Source organism: Zobellia uliginosa (genome assembly GCF_018860745.1).
Classification (GTDB): domain Bacteria; phylum Bacteroidota; class Bacteroidia; order Flavobacteriales; family Flavobacteriaceae; genus Zobellia; species Zobellia uliginosa_B.
Window position 1 is genome coordinate 99227 of sequence record NZ_JAHKPY010000015.1, and the last position, 25311, is coordinate 124537.

The 25311-nt window shown below is 37.5% G+C and carries 22 protein-coding genes and 1 riboswitch; of the genes, 2 read left to right on the forward strand and 20 right to left on the reverse strand.

Features of this window, described 5'->3' with window-relative positions; translation table 11 throughout:
• Positions 1 to 47 precede the first annotated feature (47 nt).
• From KO521_RS19885 to rsgA, 5 genes are all read right to left on the reverse strand, one after another.
• A complete protein-coding gene (locus KO521_RS19885; protein ID WP_215941667.1) occupies positions 48 to 374 on the reverse strand; it encodes a nucleotide pyrophosphohydrolase in 327 nt (108 codons plus the stop codon).
• Positions 340 to 2397, reverse strand: a complete 2058-nt coding sequence (locus KO521_RS19890) for a DUF3857 domain-containing protein (RefSeq protein ID WP_215941668.1) — start codon at positions 2395 to 2397, stop codon at positions 340 to 342. The genes KO521_RS19885 and KO521_RS19890 overlap by 35 nt, the downstream gene beginning before the upstream one ends.
• A 29-nt stretch (positions 2398 to 2426) precedes the next feature.
• Positions 2427 to 4337 carry a DUF3857 domain-containing protein gene (locus tag KO521_RS19895; protein ID WP_215941669.1) on the reverse strand — a complete coding sequence of 637 codons (1911 nt, stop codon included), beginning with the start codon at positions 4335 to 4337 and terminating at the stop codon, positions 2427 to 2429.
• A gap of 80 nt (positions 4338 to 4417) precedes the next feature.
• Complete coding sequence (gene dtd / locus KO521_RS19900; RefSeq protein WP_215941670.1) at positions 4418 to 4870, reverse strand: D-aminoacyl-tRNA deacylase; 453 nt, start codon at positions 4868 to 4870, stop codon at positions 4418 to 4420.
• Positions 4871 to 4908: 38 nt separating this feature from the next.
• Positions 4909 to 5862 carry a ribosome small subunit-dependent GTPase A gene (gene rsgA / locus KO521_RS19905; protein ID WP_215941671.1) on the reverse strand — a complete coding sequence of 318 codons (954 nt, stop codon included), beginning with the start codon at positions 5860 to 5862 and terminating at the stop codon, positions 4909 to 4911.
• A gap of 175 nt (positions 5863 to 6037) precedes the next feature.
• Between rsgA and KO521_RS19910 the strand changes: the two genes are divergently transcribed.
• Positions 6038 to 6481 (forward strand): hypothetical protein, encoded by a 444-nt coding sequence (locus tag KO521_RS19910; protein ID WP_215941760.1) that lies wholly within the window; start codon positions 6038 to 6040, stop codon positions 6479 to 6481.
• 59 nt (positions 6482 to 6540) lie between these two features.
• Here KO521_RS19910 and KO521_RS19915 read toward each other — a convergent pair whose 3' ends face one another.
• From KO521_RS19915 to KO521_RS19930, 4 genes are read right to left on the reverse strand one after another with little or no spacing between them, the layout of a single operon-like run.
• On the reverse strand, positions 6541 to 7623 hold the full coding sequence (locus tag KO521_RS19915; RefSeq protein WP_215941672.1) for a bifunctional 3-deoxy-7-phosphoheptulonate synthase/chorismate mutase type II: 1083 nt from the start codon (positions 7621 to 7623) through the stop codon (positions 6541 to 6543).
• Complete coding sequence (locus KO521_RS19920; protein ID WP_215941673.1) at positions 7623 to 8483, reverse strand: prephenate dehydrogenase; 861 nt, start codon at positions 8481 to 8483, stop codon at positions 7623 to 7625. Before KO521_RS19920 ends, KO521_RS19915 begins: the two co-directional genes overlap by 1 nt.
• A gap of 23 nt (positions 8484 to 8506) precedes the next feature.
• Positions 8507 to 9652, reverse strand: coding sequence for a pyridoxal phosphate-dependent aminotransferase (locus tag KO521_RS19925; RefSeq protein WP_215941674.1), 1146 nt, complete (start codon positions 9650 to 9652; stop codon positions 8507 to 8509).
• Positions 9649 to 10476: a prephenate dehydratase gene (locus KO521_RS19930; RefSeq protein ID WP_215941675.1), complete on the reverse strand. Its 828-nt coding sequence runs from the start codon at positions 10474 to 10476 to the stop codon at positions 9649 to 9651. The genes KO521_RS19925 and KO521_RS19930 overlap by 4 nt, the downstream gene beginning before the upstream one ends.
• 440 nt (positions 10477 to 10916) lie before the next feature.
• On the opposite strand from KO521_RS19930, the gene gldA reads away from it, so the two are divergent.
• The gene (gene gldA, locus KO521_RS19935; protein WP_215941676.1) at positions 10917 to 11810 is read left to right on the forward strand and encodes a gliding motility-associated ABC transporter ATP-binding subunit GldA; all 894 of its coding nucleotides are present in this window, start codon (positions 10917 to 10919) and stop codon (positions 11808 to 11810) included.
• Between the two features lie 62 nt (positions 11811 to 11872).
• Here the strand turns inward: gldA and KO521_RS19940 are convergent, their stop codons facing one another.
• From KO521_RS19940 to KO521_RS19990, 11 genes are all read right to left on the reverse strand, one after another.
• Positions 11873 to 12340, reverse strand: a complete 468-nt coding sequence (locus KO521_RS19940; RefSeq protein ID WP_215941677.1) for a hypothetical protein — start codon at positions 12338 to 12340, stop codon at positions 11873 to 11875.
• 111 nt (positions 12341 to 12451) lie between these two features.
• Positions 12452 to 13612: a serine hydrolase domain-containing protein gene (locus tag KO521_RS19945; RefSeq protein ID WP_252730136.1), complete on the reverse strand. Its 1161-nt coding sequence runs from the start codon at positions 13610 to 13612 to the stop codon at positions 12452 to 12454.
• A 106-nt stretch (positions 13613 to 13718) separates the two neighbouring features.
• Positions 13719 to 14600, reverse strand: a complete 882-nt coding sequence (locus KO521_RS19950) for a head GIN domain-containing protein (protein WP_252730137.1) — start codon at positions 14598 to 14600, stop codon at positions 13719 to 13721.
• Positions 14551 to 15645 (reverse strand): acyloxyacyl hydrolase, encoded by a 1095-nt coding sequence (locus KO521_RS19955; protein WP_215941679.1) that lies wholly within the window; start codon positions 15643 to 15645, stop codon positions 14551 to 14553. Before KO521_RS19955 ends, KO521_RS19950 begins: the two co-directional genes overlap by 50 nt.
• Positions 15646 to 15718: 73 nt before the next feature.
• Positions 15719 to 16672, reverse strand: coding sequence for a methylenetetrahydrofolate reductase [NAD(P)H] (gene metF, locus KO521_RS19960; RefSeq protein ID WP_215941680.1), 954 nt, complete (start codon positions 16670 to 16672; stop codon positions 15719 to 15721).
• 143 nt (positions 16673 to 16815) lie between these two features.
• Entirely contained in the window at positions 16816 to 17058 is a 243-nt protein-coding gene (locus tag KO521_RS19965) for a hypothetical protein (RefSeq protein ID WP_215941681.1), read from the reverse strand.
• A gap of 1 nt (position 17059) precedes the next feature.
• Entirely contained in the window at positions 17060 to 19798 is a 2739-nt protein-coding gene (metH, locus tag KO521_RS19970) for a methionine synthase (RefSeq protein ID WP_215941682.1), read from the reverse strand.
• Between the two features lie 64 nt (positions 19799 to 19862).
• A complete protein-coding gene (locus KO521_RS19975; protein ID WP_215941683.1) occupies positions 19863 to 20864 on the reverse strand; it encodes a homocysteine S-methyltransferase family protein in 1002 nt (333 codons plus the stop codon).
• A gap of 134 nt (positions 20865 to 20998) precedes the next feature.
• Positions 20999 to 21105, reverse strand: a riboswitch (SAM riboswitch).
• A gap of 152 nt (positions 21106 to 21257) precedes the next feature.
• Entirely contained in the window at positions 21258 to 22319 is a 1062-nt protein-coding gene (locus KO521_RS19980) for an NAD(P)/FAD-dependent oxidoreductase (protein WP_215941684.1), read from the reverse strand.
• Positions 22320 to 22321: 2 nt separating this feature from the next.
• Positions 22322 to 23119, reverse strand: coding sequence for a uroporphyrinogen-III C-methyltransferase (gene cobA / locus KO521_RS19985; RefSeq protein WP_215941685.1), 798 nt, complete (start codon positions 23117 to 23119; stop codon positions 22322 to 22324).
• Between the two features lie 2 nt (positions 23120 to 23121).
• Positions 23122 to 25212, reverse strand: a complete 2091-nt coding sequence (locus KO521_RS19990) for a HEPN domain-containing protein (protein WP_215941686.1) — start codon at positions 25210 to 25212, stop codon at positions 23122 to 23124.
• Positions 25213 to 25311 lie beyond the last annotated feature (99 nt).

Genomic DNA, 25311 nt, shown 5'->3' on the forward strand with positions numbered 1-25311 from the left:
TTTACCCAAGGATTAACCGGGCAAAATTTAAGTTGCCAAATATAGCACTATTTCAGCTTTTCATTGTTGTGATGACGGTCATGATCTCGTTTTGTTTTTAAATCGAGTTTCTTATCAAAAGCTTCCTGAAGATCAACTCCCGTCTGATTGGCTAAACAAAGAGTTACAAAAAGAACATCTGCAAGTTCCTCACCAAGGTCCTTGTTCTTATCCGATTCTTTTTCGCTTTGCTCGCCATATCTTCGAGCTATAATACGAGCCACCTCACCAACCTCTTCCGTAAGCTGTGCCATGTTTGTCAGTTCGTTAAAATAACGCACTCCATGTTCCTTGATCCAGTTATCTACCCTTTCCTGAGCTTTCTGTAGTTCCATTAGAAGTAATTTTTGATAAAACTACTTTTTCTGTTTGTTTTTCAACGATATTTTTAAACAATTCTTTCAAGCCATTGTAGTAGTTTGCAGATATCACCGCTTGGTTTATCTTAACATCAACCCTAAGTTGTACTGCTGTTCCATTATCTAAAACTTGATATTGAAACCCTCCTATTTTATCAACCATTGTCATATTTGCACTTGCTGGTAAAGATGTTATTTCATAACCTTCAGGAATCGTTATGTTCACGGTATATTTTTCTCTCCAAGGAAAGCTAAAATCTATTGGATATTCTCTCTCTTCCAGTTTAAAAGGATTTTCTTTCATCGCAAGATGAAACAAAGGCGAAAAGTATATCTTATCACCCACAACGTCTGCTTGATTGTCTAACGAAAAACTATAACTCTCTAAAACAGGTTTCCCTATACTGCCTTTATTTTTAATAGTGTAATCAGATATTTCCATTCCATTGTTTTTGTTCTCCAATTTCTCTAGGTAATCATCTTCTACACTGTTTGTATATTTATTTCTGAACAAATAAGCATTGTAGTCTACATTAGCATGTCTTACTTTTCCGGTAATACTCCCATTTTCTTTTAAGTCAACACTTAACTGCACCCTTTCCTCAGAAAGATTCTTAGGAAAAAGATTAACCGAAACTATAGACCCATCTTTTTGAATCTTCTTCCCAAACCAGTTTAGCGCCCTTGTGGGCAACAAATTAGGCCTAGTATACTTGTTGGTTGCATCTAACAATATTAGATTTCCGTCTATTTCAACCGAAGCTATTACATAGTTAAAACCTTCTCTAGTAGGAGACAATGGCACCCCATGACTTCTTGTACTTACCAATACAGGACTAGCGCATAGGCCTGCTTCTTGTAGCATCGCTGTTAACATAAGATTGATGTCCGCTATATTTCCTGTTTGCTCCTTATACGCAGTTTTAACTCCCTTATCTACATAATATCCGTATATATTATTCCAATTCATGCGCCCCTGTACATGTGAGAAGATAGCTCCCATTAATTCTATAGGAGAAGATGTTGCAATTTGCAAGGTTTCAAGGTCGTCTTTGAAATATTTAGATGATTTTAGCTGAGCGCCAAATGATTCGCTCTCGTAAATTTTCTTAATAACGCTTTCCCATGTAGTGGCATAGTTCTCTTGCAACTGCTGGGGAAACCTAGTATACTGAAGTTCATAATTTATGGAACTCCTATAGTTGTTCATATCATTCACGAACGGCTCTTCTTTTAGAGCAGGCACATCGGTCATATTATATTCTGAGGTATTTACTTTATATTCTATACTTTGATTTGAATATGTTGTACTAGTAACACCCCATCCACCATTGTTTCTAGATTTATTTGTGAAATCTATTTTTCCAGACTTTACCCCATACTTTGGATTTACATTTAAATAACCTTTCATATTAGCTTTAAAGCTGAAGTATTCTGGCGTTGCAATACTAATTTCTTGTTTCTTTATAGGAATATCATATTGGAGTGCAATCTCATCTATTGAATAATAAAAGGGAGATGTTATTTTGTATTCGTACTCTATAACACAACCTTCTTTTATCTTCGGAAGTGTAAACTTCTGTTGATTTCTATATTTGTTCAATTCCAGAGTGAAAACCGCTGATTTTTCCATTTTGTTTTTTTCAACCTTACCGTTTTCCAAAATATAAGTGTAAGCCTTCAAACCAGAAATAGACTCAACATCGTTATTGTTTTTATATAACGATTGAGAAACAGTTGCGTAATCAAATCCTTCCTTATCATATATTTTAATTCGTTCAAATACATAGGTAGATACAGAAAAACCCATACTCTGATTATAATTGAATCGGATACTTTTATTCCTATATAGAACTGTAGCTGCCGCAGATGAATCACTAGGATTATAAGTCTCTTGAAGTTCTTCTTTAGAAACCTTTCCAAATTTAAAATCCTGGGCTTTACCGGAAAATGAAATAGCAAGAAGGACCAACAAAACGGCTGCTCGAAGTTGTATCATACGTATGGTTTTTTTTTAAGGTGGTTTGGTTATTTTTTAAGAAGAACAATCTGTGCGTTATCCACACTTGCAATTTCTTTTCTAAAATTGCGATATTCTTTATATTTTTCCTTTGGATAGTACCCTTTTTTAAGTAAGAAACTTCTTTTGTACTGTATTGAATTATTATCTGGGTTATGCTCAAAACTTACCGTATATAAACCAAATTCATTTTCGATTTTTTTAGCGTTAGGAATAGCTTCTATGGTATAATTTTCTGGTAGTTGTATAGTAAATTCATCTTCATCTAAAAATCCTCTTTGAATTTCAAATGGCAATTTTCTGTTTCGGTATCGATCAGGAACAATACTCTGGTTATTAAATGCATTGGCAGTAAAAAGAATTCTGTCTCCGCTTAGTGAGGCATAGTTTGTCGCATTTAAATCTATATTCTCAGTAAATACAACATCATTTTTATTATTATCAAAGCTGTAGTTGACTATTGTAAGATTATTTATAGAACTCCATCTGCTTTTAAACTGTTTAATAATGTCCTCATCCGTTTTTTCCTTTAACCTAAAATGCGCGTTATACTGGCTTCCTTTTGTCACAAGATGTGTGTCTCCGGAAATACTGCCATCAGGCTTTAATTCATATGACGCCTTAATAGATTGATAATTATCTTCATTAATGTAAGCGGTGGTTGTTACAATTTCACCTCCATCAGGTTTTACTATCATCACTTTTCTATCGTCGGTAAATGTACCAACGTATCCAAACGGAAGAATCTGTGATGTACAATCTACCCAGTAGTAAGTTTCATTATATGGGATGGCTAAAATAATATGATTCCCCTGGGCTAAATCAGCAAAATCATCTTCAAAATCAACTTTATCTCCTCCGGCTTCTACCACAGCGTAGTAGGATACAACCCCCACTTCTTTTAAAAGTGCTTTAGTATAGTTAGAAAGACCTTTGCAATCACCATACTTTACTTTATCTACCTCAATTGCCGAAATGGGCTGTAGGCCGCCAATACCAATTTGGACGCTAATGTATCTTGTATTATCCTGAACGTATTTATAAATGATTTTCGCTTTTTCAAGATCATTATCTACCCCCAAAACCAACGCCTTCGCTTTTGCTACAGTTTGCGGACTAAGTTCATCTCTACCTGATAAAAGGTTATTATCCACCCAAGACCCCATATCCTTCCAGTTACTAATAGATGCATCAAATCCTTTATAATGAAAATTAGGTATCCGAGCCATTAACTTAGGACTGATTTTCTGAAAAGACGGACTCATACCTTCCCTTTTCATAGCCGGTATAGTATGGGCCGTGTAGGTTATAGAATTATTTGTTTCCTTTTTATCAAATTCTAAACTCTCTAGATTTTTTTCATAGATTACGGGTTTTTGACCTGCATCCGCATACACTATAGAATAATGACTTTTTTCAACACTTACTGTAAATCCGCTTAAAAAATACCAAGAGGGAATAGACCCGGTATCAGATGTTTCGTATTCATAATTAAATTCTATAGTGTATGGATAACTTATAGGAGTGTAGTTATAGTACAGTTTGCGATAGTCAATATACAGTGAAAAACCATCTACGGCACTTACGTCTTTAAAATCCTTTTTCTTGATTTTTTCAATCTCGTTGCCAACTGCATCGTAGACCACGATATTCATGCTCTTTATTTTCTTTGAACTATCATATCCCAGACCATTTCGAGCATTACGATTGCCTAGTTTATTCAACACCGTAATAACCTGTTTATTCTTAACGATCATTTTTTGTTGAGAAAGAATTTCAATATCCAATTGATCAAGACGAACAACGGCATTTGCGTTTTCCGTCAAAACTTTATTTATAAAAAGGGAGTTGTATTTTAATTCTTGTGCATTAGAAAGAAAGTTCAAGAATAGTAGAGAGAATACTAAAGATAGTCGCATTGATTGTGTTTGGTTGTGGAAATCTAGCACAAAACAGACATTTTTCTTACAAAGTGAAGAAAAAAATCGACAAACAACACTTATTCCTTGTTTTTCGTATCTATGGCAATGGTTACTGGCCCATCATTTAACAAATCAACTTTCATATCTGCACCAAAAATACCCGTTCCTACTTTTTTGCCTAAATCTAGTTCAATTTTCTCAACGAACTTCTCATAAAGTGGAATGGCAATATCTGGTTTTGAAGCTCTAATATACGATGGTCGATTTCCTTTCTTGGTGGCTGCATGCAGTGTAAACTGACTTACAACAATGGCATCACCATTAGTATCCTTTAGCGAATTGTTCATAACACCATCAGCATCATTAAAAATTCTGAGATTTACAATTTTGCGTGACAACCATTCTATATCTTCATGGCCATCTGCGTCTTCAATGCCCAATAAAATTAATAGCCCGTTTTTTATTTCGGAAATCATTTTACCGTCTACCGTTACGCTGGCTCTAGACACTCTTTGAATAATGGCTCGCATCGTCCTTAATCTATAGTTTAATTCTTAGTCAACGTACGTTATTTTTTAACATCGTGAATATCAACCCTGTAATTTTCTTCTTCTCCCGTTACCATTTGTACATAGCTTCGGTAACGGCTCCAAGCCACTTCTTCATTTTCCAATGCTTCCTTTACTGCACATTTGGGCTCGTCTAGATGTAAGCAATTATTGAATTTACAATTTCCCTTGAGCTCAAAAATTTCAGGAAAATAGTCTCCTATTTCCTCCTTTTCCATATCAACAATTCCAAAACCTTTAATACCAGGAGTGTCAATAATACGGGCTCCAAAATCTAAATCGAACATTTCTGCAAACGTAGTCGTATGCTGTCCTTGCAAATGTTGTCCCGAAATTTCAGTGGTTTTTAAATCTAGCTTAGGCTCCAATGTATTTACCAATGTAGATTTTCCAGCACCTGAATGCCCCGCAAACATGCTAGTTTTACCAAGCATCATCTCCTTAACCTTATCTACGTTTTTACCTGATTTTGCAGAAATACCAATACAAGTATATCCTACTTTTCTATACATTTCAGCTAGAAATTTAATCTCTGCCAATTCCTCAATAGTATAGGTATCCACTTTATTAAAAAGTAAAACAGCTGGAATATCATAGGCTTCGGCGGTAGCCAGAAAACGATCTATAAAAATAGTATATGTTGTTGGGTTGTTTAAAGTAACCAGCAAAAAGACCTGATCAAGATTTGCCGCAATAATATGCGTTTGTTTAGAAAGGTTCACCGATTTTCGAATAATGTAATTCTTACGATCTTCAATACTGTGAATAGTACCCACCGTATCATCTCCTAGTTGCTCAATTTTAAAAGCTACTACGTCTCCCACAGCAATAGGGTTCGTACTCTTTATACCCTGAATTCTAAATTTACCTTTAATACGGCATTCGTAAAATTCGCCGTCTTGCGTTTTTACGGTATACCAACTTCCAGTAGATTTATATACAGTTCCTTTCATTCATTTTCAATTTCAGTACAAAGAAACAACTTTACTTTATACTATCACCTTAAAACAGACGGTCTTAAAGGTTCTTTTCAAAAATATAAATTCTGTTTCTTTCATTATTTTTAATCTATAAATGCAACCCTTTGAAGCATTTAGCTGTCTTTAATAAAAAACTAAAAGTAAAATGATGAAAAAAATTGTATTGATAACCGCTCTTTTAATAGCCGCAACCTTTGAAGTTATGGCACAAGAAATAAAAATAATTACCAGCGTAGAATCTATTGTACCCAGTGGACTAGGAAGGTCTAGAATTATAGATGGCCAAGAGGATAAAGATTTTGAGGAATTCACTTCCGAACAGACAGAAGATGATAATAGCAGAAACAAATCAAAACGAGGTAATATCAGAGTAAAGAACTTTGAGGAAACCAAACTTCTAAACTTTTATAATATTGCCGGAATTCGTTTTCAAAACATAGCGGCCAATGATGCGGTTATCTCATCAAAATTAACAGACATGCTCAAAGACGGCTGGGAACTTATCTTTGTAACCAGCGGTGTTGAGGCAGATGCTGGTGATAGCGACTCCCAAGGTATTTTTATTACACGATACGTTTTCAGAAAAGACTAAATAAAAACACGGCTTGTTAAAAAACAAGCCGTGTTTTATATTCGTACAAATAACTACATTTATCCGTTTACAATCTTCTCTTGATGATTGATAGACTCTTGGTGTATAGCTTTGAACATTTTTAGAATGAATTCTTCGCTCAATCCTTTCGACTCTCCTTCAAGAATCATAGCGCCAAGAATTTGGTTCCATCGGTTAGACTGAAGAACGGCAACGTTCTTTTGTTTTTTCAACTCGCCAATACCATCTGAAACTTTCATACGCTTGCCCATAGCCTCGATCAACTGATTGTCTAGAATATCTATCTGAGCTCTTAAGTTGCTCAACTTAGCATTGTATTCTGCTTCACTATCCGATTCTTTTCTGATTTTTAAATCTCGCATAATTTGTACCAATTTTGCAGGTGTAACTTGCTGGGCAGCGTCACTCCATGCATTATCTGGATCAAAATGAGTTTCGATCATTAAACCATCAAAGTTTAAATCAAGTGCTGTTTGAGAAACATCCAAAATCATATCACGATTACCAGTAATGTGCGAAGGATCACTGATCAATGGCAAATCTGGAAACTTGTTTTGGAATTCAATGGCCAATTGCCATTCAGGAATGTTTCTATATTTAGATTTCTCATACGTAGAGAAACCCCTATGAATAGCTCCTAATTTTCTGATTCCGGCAGTATGCAAACGCTCAATACCACCTAACCATAATGCTAAATCCGGATTTACAGGGTTTTTCACCAATACAATTTTATCGGTACCTTCCAAGGCATCTGCTAATTCTTGCATGATAAACGGACTAACCGTTGAACGTGCGCCGATCCATAACAAATCTACATCATGCTCTAGCGCTAACTCTACGTGCGCGCGGTTCGCTACCTCGGTAGCGGTCTTTAAACCTGTTTCTTCTTTTACTTTTTGCAACCACTTTAACCCAAGTGCGCCAACACCTTCAAAGTTTCCTGGTCGCGTTCTTGGTTTCCAGATACCTGCACGGTAGTAATTTACATCGGTATCTTTTAACTCGTGCGCAATACGCAACACTTGTTCTTCGGTTTCAGCACTACATGGCCCTGCTATTACTAGTGGATGGTCTAAACCCATATCATCCAACCATGTTCTCATTTCTTTTGAATTCTCCATTACTTCTTGTTTAGTGGTATTCCGTTTAAAATTTCCTTTATTTTATTAGTGTCGTTCATTTCGTTAAAAATTCCCGTGTAATCTCCTTTTTCCAACAGTTGTTTAAATTCCTGAAGGTTCTGTATATATTCGGTCAGTGTTTCGACCACATTCTCTTTATTCTGCTCAAAAATTGGTGTCCACATGGCCGGAGAACTCTTTGCTAATCTTACCGTGCTTTCAAAACCACTACCCGCCATGTCAAAAATATCACGTTCATTTTTCTCTTTATCGATTACGGTCTTTCCCAACATAAAAGAGCTGATATGTGACAAATGCGACACGTATGCAATGTGTTTATCATGCGCATCGGGATTCATGTAACGAATGCGCATTCCTATCTCCTGAAACAGCTCCAAAGCTCTCTCTTGAAGTTTAAAAGCTGTCTTTTCAACCTCACAGATAATATTCGTTTTTCCGGCATACAAATTTTCAATCGCCGCAGACGGACCTGAATGCTCCGTACCCGCAATAGGATGTGCCGCTAAATAGTTTCTTCGCTTTGGATGGGTATCCAATGTTTTGCAAATCAAACTCTTGGTTGACCCTCCGTCAAAAACTACACAATCGTCATTAACGGCGTCCAATATTTTTGGAAGCTCCGTAACCATTACATCTACAGGAATGCTCACAATAACCATATCTGCAAGCTCCAAATCCGCATAACTAGATGCTATGTCTATAACACCTAAATTCAAAGCTTCCTTTAAGTGAGATTCATTTGTATCTACGCCGTAAATTGTACTATCCGCACGCAGGCGTTTAATGTCCTTTGCGAAAGAACCTCCTATTAAACCGACACCAATTATAAAAACATTCATTTTATAAACTCTTGTTCGTCTTATTAAAACCGACTTATAGCCTCTTTTATCTTTTCTTCGGTCACACACAAAGAGAACCGAATATAACCTTCGCCATTGCTTCCGAAAATAGTTCCTGGGGTGATAAAAAGATTCTTTTCATATAACACTCCATCAATAAATTCCTCTGCAGATTTGCTTCCTTCAGGCAACTTTGCCCAAACAAACATACCTACTGCTTTTGAATCATAAGTACAATTTAACTTATCTGCTAATTGATACATTAATGCTCTCCTAGAACGGTACACTTCATTCAGTTTATCAAACCATTCCTGACTACTTTTCAATGCCTCAATAGCTCCTTTTTGAATTCCATAGAACATACCCGAATCCATATTACTTTTTACTTTAAGGATAGCATTTATATGATCAGCACTACCTAATACCATACCTACACGCCAACCGGCCATATTGAAAGTCTTACTAAGTGAATTTAATTCCAAAGCCACCTCTTTTGCTCCGTCTACTGACAAAATACTGGCTGGTGAATCATTAAGAACAAAGCTATAGGGGTTATCGTTCACTAAAAGAATATCGTTCTTTTTGGCAAAAGCTATTAACTTTTTAAATTGAGCCTTGGTTGCCGTAGCTCCCGTTGGCATATGCGGATAACTCGTCCACATGATCTTTACTTTTGATAGATCATGCTCTTGTAGTTCTTCTAAATCCGGAAACCATCCGCTTTCAGCAGTTAAATTGTAAAATTTAGCTTCCGCTCCTACCAACTTTGTAACCGAAGTATAGGTGGGATACCCTGGGTTTGGAATTAAAGCAATATCACCTTCATTCAAAAAAGCCATGCTTATATGCATGATACCTTCTTTGGAACCCATTAACGGTAAAATCTCGGTTGCCGCATCTACGGTAACCCCAAATTTTAAACTATAGAAATCCGCTACAGCCTCACGTAACTCAGGCAAACCTTGGTAACTCTGGTATTGATGTGCACCACTATCCAGAACAGCATCTTGAATGCTTTTTATTATAGCTTCTGATGGCGCTAAATCTGGACTGCCAATACCCATATTGATAATTGGTCTTCCTTCGGCCATTAAACCACGCACCTCTCTAAGCTTCTTTGAGAAGTAATATTCTTCAACTGTATGTAAACGATCTGCCGTTCGTATCATAATCTAGCATTTTTATATTCACCCAATACCCTAAAGTCCTCGGCCATGATGTCCAACAGTGATTTTGCCTTATCAAAATTGTTATAATCCGTAAAAGTTACATCAACAAAAAAAGCATATTTCCAAGGAGTTTCAATTATGGGTAGGGATTGTATTTTTGTCAAATTCATTCTACAATCACTCATAACATTAAGCACTGCCGCAAGACTTCCGCGTTTATGGTCCGTAACGAAACGAACTGAAGCCTTGTTGATTTCATCTTTTGGAAGCTCCTTGTTTTTTGTCTTTACAATAATAAAACGGGTAGCATTATTTTGAATGGTCTGTATGTTGTCTGCTACGATGTCCAAATCATACAAACTGGCTGCAACCTCTGGAGCAATTGCCGCAATATGTTTTAATTGCTGGTCCTGAATACGCTTTGCGGTCTCCGCCGTATCTACATCTTCCACCAATTTTATATGCGGATAATCCCCAAAAAATTCCTTACACTGTAACAATGCCATAGGATGTGACCTTACTTCTTCTATATCCGAAATTTTCTGACCTTTCAAGACCATCAAGTGATGGTGAATATTTAAATAATGCTCTCCAACCACATGTAAATCCTTATGGTATACCAATGCATAATTAGGAATTATAGAACCCGCAATGGAATTCTCAATAGCCATTACCCCAACATCTGCCTTTTTTGTCAAAAGTTGATCCACCAAAAAATCAAAAGACATACACTCTACCATTTCAACATTATCGTCAAAATATTCCCGAGCCACTTGATGATGGTTCGAACCCTTGATTCCCTGAATGGCTACTTTTAGTTTCATAAATACTTTCTTACTCGTGCAGACGTTTTTCTCAATTAAATTTCCAATAGGTATTGAACAAAAAAAGTCCCGTTTTTCACGGGACTTTAATTTGTTTATATCATGCAATATTTTACAACAGTCCCATACCTCTCTTAAAAAAGAAGTAAAAATAAAAACCGCTAAAAAAGAATTGCTTTGTCATAACACACTTAAACTTCGGCTAAAGTAACAATTATATTTAAAAATTAACCGATAGAGCACATTTTTTTCAATTTTATATGTAACTGATAGTCAACTCAAGCTCTGATTTTGAATTCCATAACCTAGTCATTTATGTATAAGAAAAACGCAATTATACTTTATTCCCTATTTTTGAAATGGCAATACCATTTACCTTTAACAAGTTTTAAATTTAAAATGCAACTCTATTTAAAGGCTAACATTTCATTTATCGTACCATGTCAATAAGCGCAACTAACATTACCAAAAATTTCGGAAATCAAAAAGCTTTGAACAACGTTAGTTTTGAGCTGAAAAAGGGAGAAATAGTTGGTTTTCTTGGTCCTAATGGAGCCGGTAAATCTACTATGATGAAAATATTGACGACCTATTATACTGCCGATGAAGGTGAGGCAAAGGTTAATTCTTTTGATGTACAGGACGAAAAGAAAAGTGTTCAACAAAGTATTGGCTACCTACCAGAGCACAACCCATTGTATTTAGATATGTATGTCAAGGAATATCTTTCTTTTAATGCCGATGTCTATAAAACCAATAAAGCTAGAATAACTGAAGTTATAGAACAAACGGGATTAACACCGGAAGCCCATAAAAAAATCGGTCAATTATCCAAAGGGTATCGCCAACGTGTAGGATTGGCAGCAGCGCTGTTGCATGATCCGGAAGTACTTATTTTAGATGAGCCTACTACAGGTCTTGACCCCAACCAACTTCTTGAAATAAGAAAATTGATTAAGGAAATAGGGAAAGAAAAGACTATTCTCCTCTCTACCCATATTATGAAAGAGGTAGAAGCCGTCTGTGACCGTGTGCTCATTATAAACAAAGGGGTTCTGGTTGCGGACAAAAAACTTAGTGAGCTTCGCGATGCCGATGAGCAGATTATTGAAGTTGAATTTGATTACCGTGTAGAAGAAGCTTTCTTAAATAAACTACCCAATGTTACCCATGTTAAAAATACGGGAGGATTTGTCTATGAAGTTACATTTAATACCTCCAAAGATATGCGGCCCGTAGTTTTTGACTTTGCACATGACAATGAATTAAAAACGTTACAACTGAGCCGAAAAAATAAAAATCTGGAAAGTTTATTCACAGAACTTACTTCCTGATAAAAACAAAACACCCGAAACTCAACAAATTGAATTCCGGATGTTTTATAAAAGGTTCTTAATTAAAATTTCAAAGCCAACCCTACTCCATTTTCATTAACAGCGGGTACCATACGGAACGAGGTTTCTTTACCAACACTATCATTATAATTTAATATGGCTTCCTTTTTATTTTTCATGGCATGATGAAAGAAAAAAGAGCCAATTAGCCCCGTACCGGCAAAAGCAATTGCAGGCCCCGTGACCGGTTTATCATCATTCTCATTTACTAGAAACCAAATTGCTGTTCCAAAATTGGCAGCGCCGGCTATCATACCGCCCATCATTTGCTTCTTGGATTTTTGCCAGTTCATCTGTGCGACTTGACTTTCTGACATTATTTTATCTATTTCTTTCCAAGTTAGTTTTTGTTTGTCTTGATAAAATTCAGGACCCCACATTCCCGAGAACGATGTAATTTCCTGTGCACTCATAGTCAAAGCAAAAAGACCAAATCCTAGAGTTAGTACAACTGATTTTAAATTTTTCATAACTTTTTTTTATAAAGCTAAATCATTTTACAATATCATGCAACGCCACATGGCACTGAAAATCTTATGCATCAACTATTTAAGTATTTGGATTAAAATTGATTTAAAATACTAAAGAATCAAGTTATCGGAAGAAATAAATTGATCGATAATTACATCCAATTCTAGCTGAATTTTTGGATCTGTACAATTGGTTAAAATCGAAAACACCATATTTTCATTAGGATACACAAAGAAGTTAGAATAGCCACCCACACCATTGCCCACATGTCCGTAATAAGGTCTTCCTTTTACATCTTCACTTACTTGCCATCCTAAGCCGTAATAAGTAGAAGCCCCGTTGATTTTTTGAGCTGTAAGAAAGTCCTTTTGAAGTTTACTGCTTATAACTTTACCCTGTAGATAGGCCTGCCCTAACTTGGCTATATCTTCCGTTGTAGATAGAAATCCTCCGCCTGCTAGTTTATAAAAATTATCTACAGGTATTGCTTCTCTAAATCCCAATCGGTTTTTTGAATAGAACTTGACCACATCGCTTGTTCTCGACTGCGCTCGAACTGACGCTGCTCTAGTTAATGCTCTCTTCTGCTCTTCAAATACCATTGGCGTTTGCCCCACCTCATCAGCTGGGCCAGACTGAGGGCAGTCGAAAGCAGGCCAAAACGTATTGCTCATCTCCAATGGGCCTAATACCTTCTGCTTCACATATTCCTCAAAAGGAATACCACTCACTTCTTGCATAGCAAGTGAAATCAGCACCCAATCAAAACTATTGTATAGATAATCCGTTCCTGGTTTAAAAAGCAGTTCATCGTCTTTAAAAATCTCTATACTTTCTTTTATGGAATATGTTTTATTGAGACCATATTCTACACCCCTATACCCACGAATACCAGCAGTGTGGCTTGCCAATTGACGAATAGTAAAATCATATTTTTTCTTGGGATAATAAGGCACGTAAGTATAAAAAGAAGCATCTAAATCAATTAGCCCTTCACTTACCATATGAGCCAATGCCGTAGCTGATATGGGTTTTGAAATACTGGCTATTCTAAAAACCGAGGATTGCGGATTCACTAAGACCTTCTCCTCCATATCCGCAAAACCATATCCCTTTTGAAAGAATTTTTCACCATCCTTCAAAACGGTAATAGCCAAGCCAGGAACTTTCTTTTCTTTAACTAAACTTGTAAGTTGCATATCAGCAGCTACCAATCCGTTCAAGGCAGGTTCATCACCAAGAATTCGTTTCTTAGTGAATAGTTTCTCCATATATTTTAGAATAGGATTCATATCTGGTATAGGTCATTACAAAGTTACCGATTGCATCAGTACCTCACCGAATATAAAAATATAACTTTAAGAAAAAGAGACGTAATTATTTAAATATTAAACGCCCCTTATACAATTCCTCCACATCAATTGCTGTTGGTTGGTTGGAACTAAAGACATTCCCCACACCACGAATCACCCCTTTTACGGACTGCTGTGGATTAATAAATATATCATTAGATCCTCTGTGATTTAGACTCACATTTTGAGCAATAAGATTTTCTGCTTCTATACGAGAATCTCCGGCCGCTATGGTAATGCTTAAATTTTCTGTAGCACCCTTTAGTTTAAAATAGGCTATACCATTTACTACGGCAACCAACGTTTGCGTATCTAATTCCAAATCAAATTCGCCATCTGTAGTCTCGGCCTCTGGGTCTGCAAAACTTTCGGACAACAGTGTTAATCTTGGATATGCCAAAACGTCGTCACTAGATATAGGCCAACCTGTACTGCTCCGTATTTCGGAGATATTAGGTGCGGTCACATAGATTTTTGTTACGCCATAGTCCCTAAAATAATTACAATCGTTGGTGTCGCGCAAAAGCAAACGTCCATCTACAACCTCAGCAGTTACCTCATTTCTTAACACACTACCGGTTTCAATTTCTACTTTTTGAACATCGCCCTGTTTCAAAATCATGGTAACGTTTTCATAAACGGTAATCTTGGTAAAATCAGATACGGTAACTTCTTCTCTAACCGTATCACCTGTATTCTGGAAGCAATCCGATGCATTTTCTCCATTGCACGAAATCATTATACTTACGCAACATAGCATCACTAAAAAACGAGATACAAGCACAAAACCGCCAACGCCCAATAGCGCTGTTCCGCTTTCTCTATTTTTAAATCCTATACTCATATTTCGTACTTCTTTATAATCGAACACCAATGCCAAACTCAACCGCTTCCGCCGCTGCGCCATGAGATTTAAGACTTACTACTCCAAATAGTTTATCGCCAAAATAACGCTTCAAACTAAAACGATTATACATTCTTCCTTCAAAATCAAAAGGATAATATACATAGTATCCTAACTGGGTTCCAATGGATAGTTTATTGATAAAAAGCTCGTGACCTATAAAAAGGCCCACACGTTTAAAATCGGTATCAGAATCAATATTATTTTCAGGGAAAGCAATGGATTGATATTCTATCAGTTCTTTCAAGAAATTACTAAAGAACACGTCAGCTCCCAATTGTAGTGCGCTTTTGCGGCCTAATCTTTTATCGGCATAACCCGAAACAATATAAAACGGATACTGACCATGACCAATATTATCACTCTCGTTTATTCCCGTTCTAAACGCCAAATTATAACGAATAGGCTCAGTAACCTTCACTTTCTCACGATGAATATATTCAGTATCCTTACCTTCTAAAGTGTAAGTTATACCAGCGTTAAAAGCAAATGTATTTGTTGACGTATTTGGTGCTTTTACATTTGCGTTAGAATAATGCATTATAGAAATACCAGCTTTGAAACCCAAGCCCTTATAAACATTTTCTTTGTGATAATTTATCATCAGATAATTAGAACTCAAAATTCTAGTTCCATAGGCATTGTTTCTAAAGTTGGTCTCCCGGTCATAAGGGTTGGTCATATATGCCAAACCCTGTGCCACTCTAAACTGTAGGTTTCGCTTTAAAAAGTAAAAATTAAAATGCGCATATACAGCATACGCTTCACCCAAAACCGAACTATTGGTATTTTGATAGATAAAGGAGGCTCCCAAATCTGGGTAGTTGTACGATTGCTGCCATTCTTCAAGGCCAAAGGTCTTTCGGTTATATGCAAGAATAACACCTGCTGGGTGGTCTGTAATTAAATGCGAGATGTCAGGATTATGCAATAGTATGGAACCATAGAATTGGTTCGCTTCAAACGTATAACTATGCGTTCTATCGGTTTCTTGCGCACAGCAACACCCAACACACAAAATAAAAAATAAAAACACCCTTGGGCCCATGGTGCGCAAAAATAATACTATAAGTTATTTTAAGCCCAAGGATCGCATTTATTTTCTTACAAAGTTAGTTTTGCTAAAAAATCTGTTCGGCAATGGCCCTGATATTATCGGACTTACCCATTGAGTAATAGTGAAGTACAGGAACACCGGCAGCTTTTAATTCTTTAGATTGTTGAATGGCCCACTCAACACCCACTTTACGAACGTCTTTATTGGACGAGCAATCATCTACGGCATCAATCAAATCTTGTGGTAAATCTATTCTAAAGACCTGTGGTAACAACTGTAAGTGCTTCTTAACGGCTATAGGTTTAATACCTGGTATAATAGGAATAGTTATACCTATTTTCTTAGCCTCTTCTACAAATTCAAAATACTTTTGATTGTCAAAAAACATTTGCGTCACCACGTAATCGGCCCCAGCATCTACTTTTTCTTTCAATCTCTTTAAGTCGGATTTTAATGAAGGAGCTTCCAAATGCTTTTCAGGATATCCAGCAACACCAATACAGAAATCCGCACAATTATCACTGTCTACGGTATCATGCAAATAGTTGCCACAATTCAATTCATGAACCTGTTTTACCAAATCTACCGCATAGGTGTGCCCTCCTTTTGTTGGCTGAAAATATTTCTCATCCTTCATCGCATCACCACGTAATGCCATGATATTATCAATACCTAAATAGTGACAATCTACTAAGAGATACTCGGTCTCTTCTCTGGTAAAACCACCACAAAGCACATGTGGGACAGTATCTACATCATATTTATGCTTTATAGAAGCACATATTCCAACAGTACCGGGACGCATACGCGTCAGTTTTTTATCCAAAAGTCCGTCGCGATCAATATACACATACTCTTCACGAGAGGTAGTCACGTCAATAAACGGAGGTTTAAAATCCATTAAAGGATCAATATTATCGTAAAGCTGTTGTATTTGGTGTCCTTTTACCGGTGGTATTATTTCAAACGAGAATAAAGTTTCGCCTTTTGCACTCTTTATATGGTCCGTTATTTTCATGTGTACTGCTCCCTAATTGGGTGATTTAGTGTTTATTCTATAGTATGGCGTTCGGGCGGGCTATTCGCTAAATTTTTTAAATCCTGTCGGAATTTAAAAAGATACCGCTGCTATCCCTAACGCATTTTTTCACTTTCTAATAATTATACCTCCGTAAGCATCTCCTTTACCTCATCATAACTCTCCAGATATTCCCAATAAATCCATCGTCCATCTAAATAATCCGTCAAGATATATTTTTCACTTACCGACTTTATACGATTCACCGCAACCAGTTTTTTACAAAATCCCTCAACCACTACTCTTTCTTCTATTTCCTTATTTTTCTGATCGTATCCATGACCTATCATGAAACTACCTAAGCTGACTTCTATATAGTTTTTCATATCAATCGTCTGCTATATTTGGCGCCAACCACTTTGTAGCATTTGCTAGCGTTATTCCTTTTCGCTCCGCAAAGTCCTCTACTTGGTCCTCTTTTATTTTTCCTAATCCAAAATATCTAGATTCCGCATTACCGAAGTAGTACCCTGAGACTGATGAGGCGGGCCACATGGCCAAACTATCCGTTAATTTTACTCCTATACGCTCCTCCACCTTTAGCATATCCCAAAGGGTAAGTTTTTCCAAGTGATCCGGACAGGCAGGATAACCCGGGGCAGGGCGAATACCTTTGTATTTTTCATCTATTAATTCATCATTTCCTAAATGCTCATCAGAAGCATAGCCCCAGTGCTTAGTTCGCACCTCTAGATGCAAGTATTCTGCAAAAGCCTCTGCCAAACGGTCACTCAAGGCCTTTACTAAAATGGAATTGTAATCATCCAGATTATCACGGTATGCATCTGCTAATTCATCTGTACCAAAACCTGTGGTTACACAAAAGCAACCCACATAATCTTGTTTACCGGATTCTTTTGGAGCAATAAAATCGGACAACGCATAATCGGGAACTCCTTCACGACGCTTTAATTGCTGACGTAAAGTCCTAAATGTATATTGTTTAGTTACCTGACTATCTTCTACTTTAACTTCAATATCATCATGATTATCCAAAGTATTTGCCGGGAAGAGTCCAAAAACCCCTTTACCCGTTAACTTTTTATCCTTTAGAATATCTTTCAACATTTTTTGTGCATCGGCAAAAAGCTCCGTTGCTTGTTCGCCCACAACCTCATCCGTTAAAATATCCGGGTATTTACCATGTAGTTCCCAACTTCTGAAAAATGGTGTCCAATCTATAAAAGGAACCAGTTTCTCCAAATCCACATTTTCTATGACCTGAATACCTAATTGGTTGGGTTTTATTATCTGAGAGGTATCCCAATCTATCTTAAATCGGTTTTCCCGGGCAGCTTCAATTGTTTTGTATTCCTTCTTTTTGGTACGGCTTAAAAACTTATCCCTAAAAACATCATAGTCTTCTTTGATAGTTTTTTTATAACTAGCCGACGTTTCTTTCTGCAACAAATCTCCCACAACGGTAACCGCTCTTGAAGCGTCATTTACATGAACTACCGCTTCACTATACTGCGGGTCTATTTTTACCGCCGTATGGGCTTTACTTGTAGTTGCACCACCAATCAACAAAGGCAACTTAAAGTTCTTACGTTCCATCTCTTTGGCCAAATGCACCATCTCATCAAGAGAGGGCGTAATTAGTCCACTAAGACCAATGACATCTACATTATGTTCAATTGCAGCAGCTATAATTTTCTCGGGTGGCACCATAACGCCAAGGTCTACGATTTCGTAATTGTTACAGGCCAATACCACGCTCACGATATTTTTACCAATATCATGGACATCGCCTTTTACGGTAGCCATCAATATTTTTCCATTCCCCTTATCGTCACCAATCTGAGGGTTTTTCAATTTCTCCTCTTCAATATAAGGGAGTAAATACGCTACCGCTTTTTTCATTACACGAGCGGATTTCACCACTTGTGGCAAGAACATTTTTCCGCTTCCAAAAAGGTCGCCTACTACGTTCATACCGGCCATAAGATTGCCTTCAATCACCTCAATGGGCTTATCTGCGGCAACACGTGCTTCTTCTACATCTTCAACTATATACTGATCTATACCCTTTACCAGAGCTCTTGTAATTCTATTTTGCAAAGACTCTTCACGCCATGAAAGATCAACTTTACTTTCCTTCGCTTTACCTACAACAGATTCGGCAAAATCCAGTAATCGTTCGGTAGCATCATCTCTGCGATTAAGAATCACATCTTCTACATGCTCTAATAAATCTTTTGGAATATCATCGTAAATCTCCAACATGGTAGGGTTTACGATACCCATGTTCATACCCGCTTTAATCGCATGGTACAAAAAAACAGAGTGCATGGCTTCACGCACAGGATTGTTCCCCCTGAACGAGAACGATACATTGCTTACCCCTCCACTAATACTGGCATGAGGCAGATTTTCGCGAACCCATTTGGTCGCCCTTATAAAATCGATGGCATTCAATTTATGCTCATCCATACCCGTAGCTACGGGAAATATGTTCAGGTCAAAAATGATATCTTCTGGCGCAAAACCTACTTCGTCTACCAAAATATCATAAGATCGCTTTGAAATCTCTATTCGTCTATCATAATTATCAGCCTGCCCTACTTCGTCAAAAGCCATAACAATTACGGCAGCACCATATCTCTTTATAAGTTTGGCATGTTTTACAAACTCTTCCTTACCTTCTTTTAAACTAATGGAATTTACCACACATTTACCTTGCACGACTTGCAGACCCGCTTCAATAATATCCCACTTAGAGCTATCGATCATGATAGGCACACGAGCAATATCCGGCTCGGCAATAACCAGGTTCAAAAATTTGACCATTGCTTCTTTACCATCGATCAAACCATCGTCCATATTAATATCGATGATTTGAGCGCCGCCTTCTACTTGATCTCTGGCTACATCTAACGCCTCTTCGAACTTGCGTTCTTTAATAAGGCGTAAAAATCGTTTAGAACCTGCCACATTGGTGCGCTCGCCCACATTTACGAAATTACTTTCGGGGGTAATGACCAATGGCTCTAGACCGGATAGTTTTAAATGTCTAGTTGCTGGTTGCTGGTCGTTTGTTGTCAGTATATTTGAGTTGTCACTCATAGTATCTCAATCACTTTTGTGATAATTGATAATTGTTCTTTATTTGTTCACTGTATCTTTCCAATCAAGATGCCACGTTTATTCCTCTTGGATCATACTTTTTTACCAAGTCTGCAATTGCCTTAATATGTTCCGGTGTAGTACCACAGCAACCGCCAACGATATTGACTAAACCTTTTTCTACATATTCTTTTATCTGTGCCGCCATTTGCTCTGGCGTTTCATCGTATTCCCCGAAAGCATTTGGTAAACCGGCATTAGGGTGAGCAGAAATAGCATGTTCTGATTTGGATGACAAAACTTCTAAGTGAGGCACCAATTGGTCCGCGCCCAAAGCACAATTAAAACCAACCGAAAAGATTGGAATATGCGAAACTGAAATTAAAAATGCTTCAGCCGTTTGCCCTGACAAAGTTCTTCCCGAAGCATCAGTTATGGTTCCACTAACCATGATAGGAACATCTATATTACGTTCTTCTTTTACTTCTTCTATAGCAAAAAGTGCTGCTTTGGCATTCAACGTATCAAAAATGGTTTCTACCATTAGCATATCTACTCCTCCATCCAACAAAGCTTCTACTTGCTGTTTATACGCAATGCGAAGCTCATCAAAAGAAACTGCTCTGTACCCTGGGTCGTTCACATCTGGAGACATACTTGCCGTTTTATTGGTAGGTCCTAAACTACCCACTACAAAGCGAGGTTTATTTGGCTCTTTGGCCGCAAACTCATCTGCAACCATTTTAGCGATTCGCGCGGATTCAAAATTCAAATCATACACCAACTCTTCCATGTCGTAATCCGCCATGGCGATTGTTGTGCTAGAAAACGTATTTGTCTCTACAATATCCGCACCTGCAGCAAAGTACTTTCTATGTACTTCCGCAATAGCTTCGGGTTGAGTTAAGGACAATAAATCATTATTGCCTTGCACCGGAGATTTCCAATCTTTAAAACGCTCACCGCGAAAATCTTCCTCGGTAAATTTATAGCGCTGTAACATTGTACCCATGGCACCATCCAACACCAATATGCGTTCTTTTAATATTTCTTGAATATTTTCCATTTCCTTTTTCTCCTTCTAATCGAGTATTCAATTACAACATCATCCGATTTATAAAATCGAATAAATAGCATTCAAAAATCAGCTTACGAACAATTATCAAGCAAAGGAATAAGGACAATTAAACTTGCCTCTCTTTGTTATCTGTCCCACAAATACCAGGATAGAATGTAGCACCTTCTTTATAAGAAAAGGGTTGCCAAGGTTTCAAAGGGTCTATTCCCTCCACCTTTCTTGATAACAGTCACGTATTTTAATGAACGATTTGCAAAGTAACATCACATCTGGTTTAAAACCAAAGAAACCTCAGTGTTTTTGGAACTTTACATTTAATAAAAGCCTTCCGTCAAAAGAGATAACGAAAGGCTTTTATTGATTATATGCACTAACAGCTAACTATACAATGCTTTTAACGACCTCTTTTTTAGCCACTTTTTTACTACCGTCAAAACCTTCTACCCCACCTACAGTAGTATACTTCATAACATATCTCTTACCAGGATTAATAAGTTGGTAGGCAAATTGACACATTACCGCAGCTTCGTGAAAACCGGATAAAATCAGTTTTAATTTACCTTCGTAGGTATTCACATCTCCAATAGCGAAAACACCAGGTATGTTCGTTTGATAGTCTTTGGCATTATTTACCTTAATGGCATTTTTCTCAATCTCTAGACCCCAATCACCAATTGGACCCAATTTTGGAGAAAGACCGAACAATGGAATAAAGTTATCTACCTCAACATAGCTCTCCCCTTTTTCTGCATCGTTATGTTTTATAACAACTGCTTCCAAATGGTCATCACCATATAATTTCTTCACCTCTGCCTCGGTAAATAATTTAATCTTTCCGGCTTTTGCGAGTTCCGACGCTTTTTCAACAGAATCCAAAGCACCTCTAAATTCGTTTCTTCTGTGTACCAGAGATACCTCTGAAGCGACATCGGCCAAGAAAATAGCCCAATCCAAAGCAGAATCACCACCACCGGCAATAACCACTTTTTTGTCTCTGTACACCTCAGGGTCTTTAATGATGTAAGCAACACCTTTATCTTCAAAATCCGTAATGTTCTCGATCGGTGGTTTTCTAGGCTCAAAAGAACCGAGTCCACCAGCAATAACTACTACTGGCGCATGGTGTTTTGTACCTTTATTTGTTGTTACGATAAAAGAACCATCTTCTTGCTTATCCAATGTTTGCGCACGCTCACCTAAAGTGTAACCCGCCTCAAATGGTTTTATTTGCTCCATTAGATTAGTTACCAAATCACCTGCAAGAATTTCCGGAAAAGCCGGGATATCATAAATCGGTTTCTTCGGATAAATTTCCGAACATTGTCCACCTGTTTGTGGTAAAGCATCTATCAAATGGCATTTTAACTTCAACAAACCTGCTTCAAATACCGTAAAAAGACCTGTTGGGCCTGCGCCAATGATTAGAATATCTGTTTTTATCATAACTATTTACTTAACTGTAATTCTTGATTCTGGGCAATGGATAAAATCCTAGCCCTGTGTTTTACTACTTCACCTATTATAATAATTGCAGGATTGGTTAACTGTTGCTTTGCCACTTCATCTTCTATGGAAGCAATAGTACCTACTGCAATTCTTTCGTCTTTCCTAGTCCCGTTTTGTACGATAGCAATTGGGGTTTCAGATTTACCTTCTGTTTTGAACAATTCCACTATTTGCGACAGTTTGCTCATCCCCATAAGAATAACCACTGTTGCGTTACTTTTTGCAGCCAAAGCCACATCGCTTGAAAGCTTATGTTCTTTAGTTGTACCCGTAATTACCCAAAAACTTTCGGCAGCACCTCTTTTGGTCACTGGTATATTTTGCGAAGCTGGTACGGATAAACATGATGATATACCAGGAACCATGGCTACTTGCAACCCGTGAGCTGCAGCGTATTCCATTTCTTCGGCACCACGACCAAATACAAATGGATCTCCTCCTTTTAAACGCACCACATGTGCATTGGTTTTAGCTCTCTCTACAATCAATTCGTTTATCTGGTCTTGTTGATATGCATAGCATCCTTTTCTCTTGCCTACAAAAATCTGTTTGGCTTTGGGTGCATAGTCCAACAACTCAACCGACACCAACGCATCGTATAACACCACATCTGCACTAGCAAGCGCCTTGATGGCCTTGAGCGTAATGAGCTCAACATCACCAGGACCCGCTCCAATCACCGTAAAGTGACCGCCCACGTTGGATAAAGTGTTATTATTTTGGTTGGTATATTTCATGCTTAAGCTTCTGCTAATTCTTGTTTTCTGAACTTCTCAACTGCTTTTAAAAATACCTTGGCATCTTCTAAGTAGCTTTTTGCAAAAGCTTCCGTTGGTTCGTTCTTATTCAGTTTTAAAACAAGTTCTTCAAAACCTTGACCTAAATCTATTCTGCCAGAGGCAACAAATTTTTCATCAAAATCCTTAATGATACTTGCATGCGTGTTCACTTTCGCTTTCTCGGAAGTCAACATTGCTTTTGCAGAGTTTACCATTGAAGAATACGAATGGTAGATACTTGCTGCCCATTTGTTTTCGTCAAAAGACTCTTGTGCTGTCTGTATTTTCTCTTCGCTTTCAAAAAGTAGGGTTGCAATAAGGTCAATTACCACACCGGCACACTCACCAATACCAATCGCTTTTTCATAACGTTCCGTGTTACCCCAGTCAATAAAATCTTCTGCAGTAAGATTCTCAACGTCAGAAAGTGGCGTAAGAAAATCATAGAAATACATTTGTCCTTTCTCTTCGTAGTAATCAGCGTATGATTTTCCGTTTCCGTTTTGGTCGTAATCGTCCAATATCAATCGTAATGCTTGAGGACCTCTTTTAGAAGGTACTTTCACTACTTTATCGGCAAATCTTCCGTTACCATTTCCATCGGTACCACCACCCAACAATACTTGAAGTGCCGGCGCTACCAATTTATCCTTTGTTCTAACACTCATTCCCTGAAAACCAATATTGGCCATGTTATGCTGACCACAGGCATTCATACATCCGCTAATTTTAATTACAACATCAGGGTTGCTGATGTACTGCGGATACTCCACTTTCATAATTCTTTCTAATTCCTCGGCAATACCTGTACTACTGGCAATACCCAAGTTACAAGTATCCGTACCCGGGCAAGCTGTAATATCTATAGCTTTGTTATAACCAGCCTCAACAAAACCTAATTTCTTTAATTCATTATAGAAAAAAGGAACCAAATCGTTCGCTACATAAGGAATCAATATATTTTGACGCAAGCTCAATCTTAATTCGCCAGCAGCATATTGTTCTACCAAATCCGCCAATAATCTTGCTTTATCCGTATAAAAATCTCCTAAAAGCACTTTGATACCAATTGCAGAATAACCATCTTGTTTCTGAGGAATAAGATTTGTTGACTTCCAGATTTCAAAAGCTTCCGTATCTTCAATTTCCACTTGTGGCGCATCAACTTTAGCTACTTCCACTTTAGGATATGCCTCTTCATCAATAGGATATGTTTGAACAGGAATCGCTTTTTGCTCTTCTGCCAACAATTCTTTAAATCCGTCAAGGCCTAAATCTTTCAACAAAAACTTCATTCTTGCTTTGGCCCTACTCTTTCTTTCACCGTAACGGTCAAAAACACGAACCACACCTTCCATTAAAGGAATAATTTGATCTGCTGCAAGAAATTCAAAAAGCAGCTCGGCGTGACGTGGCTGAGAACCTAATCCACCTGCTAACATTACTTTAAAACCTTTTACTCCATCTTGAATTTTAGCGATAAAACCAAGATCGTGCATGTACGAAAGACCGGTGTCCGCATCACTTGCAGAAAAAGAAACCTTGAACTTACGGCCCATTTCTTGACTGATAGGGTTACGTAGGAAATACTCAAAAAGTGCATGTGCGTAAGGCGAAACATCAAATGGCTCATCTACATCAATACCTGCCGTTTCACTAGCCGTTACGTTACGTACCGTATTACCACAAGCTTCACGAATGGTAACATCATCTTTCTCCAACTCCGCCCAAAGTTCTGGCGTACGGTCTAAATCTACATAATGAATTTGAATATCCTGACGTGTAGTAATGTGCAATCTACCTCTAGAATACTCATCAGAAACATCACTGATACGCTTTAACTGCTTGGATGTAACCTTACCGTACGGCAATTTAATACGAATCATCTGCACACCAGGCTGACGCTGACCGTAAACTCCTCTGGCCAAACGCAAACTGCGGAACTTTTCCTCATCTAAATTACCTTCCTTGAATTGGCGTATTTTAGCCTCTAAGGCCAAAATATCCTTTTCAACTACGGGGTTTTCTATTTCTGTTCTGAAACTCTGCATGCTGTATCTCTTCTAGTTTCTTACCTTTTTATAGGTAGATTTATTAATTGTATATTTTTTCTATAGGTTTTGTAGAGCTGATTAAATCAACACTACTTA

What these genes read in the sequence shown, in the direction of transcription:
- KO521_RS19925 (WP_215941674.1), bottom strand. Translation starts at nt 9,652, where the DNA reads ATGATACGAACGGCAGATCGTTTACATACAGTTGAAGAATATTACTTC.
- dtd (WP_215941670.1), bottom strand. Translation starts at nt 4,870, where the DNA reads ATGCGAGCCATTATTCAAAGAGTGTCTAGAGCCAGCGTAACGGTAGAC.
- KO521_RS19890 (WP_215941668.1), bottom strand. Translation starts at nt 2,397, where the DNA reads ATGATACAACTTCGAGCAGCCGTTTTGTTGGTCCTTCTTGCTATTTCA.
- cobA (WP_215941685.1), bottom strand. Translation starts at nt 23,119, where the DNA reads ATGAAATATACCAACCAAAATAATAACACTTTATCCAACGTGGGCGGT.
- KO521_RS19915 (WP_215941672.1), bottom strand. Translation starts at nt 7,623, where the DNA reads ATGGAGAATTCAAAAGAAATGAGAACATGGTTGGATGATATGGGTTTA.
- KO521_RS19895 (WP_215941669.1), bottom strand. Translation starts at nt 4,337, where the DNA reads ATGCGACTATCTTTAGTATTCTCTCTACTATTCTTGAACTTTCTTTCT.
- metH (WP_215941682.1), bottom strand. Translation starts at nt 19,798, where the DNA reads ATGAGTGACAACTCAAATATACTGACAACAAACGACCAGCAACCAGCA.
- metF (WP_215941680.1), bottom strand. Translation starts at nt 16,672, where the DNA reads ATGAAAATAACGGACCATATAAAGAGTGCAAAAGGCGAAACTTTATTC.
- KO521_RS19965 (WP_215941681.1), bottom strand. Translation starts at nt 17,058, where the DNA reads ATGAAAAACTATATAGAAGTCAGCTTAGGTAGTTTCATGATAGGTCAT.
- rsgA (WP_215941671.1), bottom strand. Translation starts at nt 5,862, where the DNA reads ATGAAAGGAACTGTATATAAATCTACTGGAAGTTGGTATACCGTAAAA.
- KO521_RS19945 (WP_252730136.1), bottom strand. Translation starts at nt 13,612, where the DNA reads ATGGAGAAACTATTCACTAAGAAACGAATTCTTGGTGATGAACCTGCC.
- KO521_RS19950 (WP_252730137.1), bottom strand. Translation starts at nt 14,600, where the DNA reads ATGGCGCAGCGGCGGAAGCGGTTGAGTTTGGCATTGGTGTTCGATTAT.
- gldA (WP_215941676.1), top strand. Translation starts at nt 10,917, where the DNA reads ATGTCAATAAGCGCAACTAACATTACCAAAAATTTCGGAAATCAAAAA.
- KO521_RS19990 (WP_215941686.1), bottom strand. Translation starts at nt 25,212, where the DNA reads ATGCAGAGTTTCAGAACAGAAATAGAAAACCCCGTAGTTGAAAAGGAT.
- KO521_RS19975 (WP_215941683.1), bottom strand. Translation starts at nt 20,864, where the DNA reads ATGGAAAATATTCAAGAAATATTAAAAGAACGCATATTGGTGTTGGAT.
- KO521_RS19910 (WP_215941760.1), top strand. Translation starts at nt 6,038, where the DNA reads ATGAAAAAAATTGTATTGATAACCGCTCTTTTAATAGCCGCAACCTTT.
- KO521_RS19885 (WP_215941667.1), bottom strand. Translation starts at nt 374, where the DNA reads ATGGAACTACAGAAAGCTCAGGAAAGGGTAGATAACTGGATCAAGGAA.
- KO521_RS19980 (WP_215941684.1), bottom strand. Translation starts at nt 22,319, where the DNA reads ATGATAAAAACAGATATTCTAATCATTGGCGCAGGCCCAACAGGTCTT.
- KO521_RS19955 (WP_215941679.1), bottom strand. Translation starts at nt 15,645, where the DNA reads ATGGGCCCAAGGGTGTTTTTATTTTTTATTTTGTGTGTTGGGTGTTGC.
- KO521_RS19920 (WP_215941673.1), bottom strand. Translation starts at nt 8,483, where the DNA reads ATGAATGTTTTTATAATTGGTGTCGGTTTAATAGGAGGTTCTTTCGCA.
- KO521_RS19930 (WP_215941675.1), bottom strand. Translation starts at nt 10,476, where the DNA reads ATGAAACTAAAAGTAGCCATTCAGGGAATCAAGGGTTCGAACCATCAT.
- KO521_RS19940 (WP_215941677.1), bottom strand. Translation starts at nt 12,340, where the DNA reads ATGAAAAATTTAAAATCAGTTGTACTAACTCTAGGATTTGGTCTTTTT.